The sequence below is a fragment of the Mesobacillus boroniphilus JCM 21738 genome, from assembly GCF_000517385.1.
Classification (GTDB): domain Bacteria; phylum Bacillota; class Bacilli; order Bacillales; family Cytobacillaceae; genus Mesobacillus; species Mesobacillus boroniphilus.
This window is the reverse complement of the sequence record NZ_BAUW01000224.1, coordinates 1-914: the sequence shown is the minus strand read 5'-3', so window position 1 is coordinate 914 and position 914 is coordinate 1. Positions and strand designations below refer to the sequence as shown.

The 914-nt window shown below is 36.1% G+C and carries 1 protein-coding gene; it reads left to right on the top strand.

Annotated elements, in window-relative coordinates; translation table 11 throughout:
- Positions 1-388 precede the first annotated feature (388 nt).
- On the top strand, positions 389-745 hold the full coding sequence (locus tag JCM21738_RS21915; protein ID WP_023627829.1) for a hypothetical protein: 357 nt from the start codon (positions 389-391) through the stop codon (positions 743-745).
- The last annotated feature ends 169 nt before the right edge of the window (positions 746-914 follow it).

Sequence of the window (914 nt, the reverse complement as noted above, 5' to 3'; positions counted from 1 at the left end):
GGACAGTTCACACTTCCTGCCATCTGGAATACCACAAGGTATTCCCTGCAAGGGATGAAATCCCTAATAATGCTCAACTTCGAAGCGTTTAAAAATACATAAAGAATAAGAAAATAATAGGATTGATATAGTCTAGTCAAGGATAAAGGCATGCTTGAGCCGTATGTGCTGAAAGGCACACGTGCGGTTCTTAGGGGGAAATGGGATAGTAATGTCCCTGACCTACCCGACAAAAGCCGGAGATAACCTCAAACGCTTACCTATTGCTAACGGGTTGTTAAATAAAAGTTGAAGTGATAAGGAGGAAATTTGAGGTATCTAACGTAGTTATCCTTGTATTGGTAATGATCTTGGCAGCTTGTTCTTCTGAAGCTCAATCCATTTTACGATGACAAACTTACCTTCAATACTAATTTCCGTTCCCGAGACGGTTAATCCAGCAGAGCTAAAGTTTATCGACTCTGTTATATTTTTACGATTAGAAGGTCTTTATTCTTATAAACCAACAGGAAGTGAAGCTCCTGAAGGAATTTCCCTTAATCCTTTAACTGGTATTATTCTATTTAAATGTGAGGAAGCACAGAAAGGTCATTGTTCATTTCAATTCGAAGTAAATTTGGAAGAAATACCTCGTCAGACTGAAAAGCAATATTTAGATGATTTAGCTTTAAGAATTGGTTGGGTCACAAATTTGAAGATGAAGAAAAATATTACCAATGATCACAGACTGATAAAAGAAATGTAAAATTAGAAGAAGTTGGTTTTAAGGAAACATTCGAAAAAATCTCAGGTGGGTCCTCATCTTATAAGCCACTTATTGAAAATGACACTACTTTTACACTTCAAAACCGCACCCGTAAAAAAAAGAACAGGATTTTCACTGTTCTTAACATTACTTCTTTTCTTTTTTGAAC

What these genes read in the sequence shown, in the direction of transcription:
- JCM21738_RS21915 (WP_023627829.1), top strand. Translation starts at nt 389, where the DNA reads ATGACAAACTTACCTTCAATACTAATTTCCGTTCCCGAGACGGTTAAT.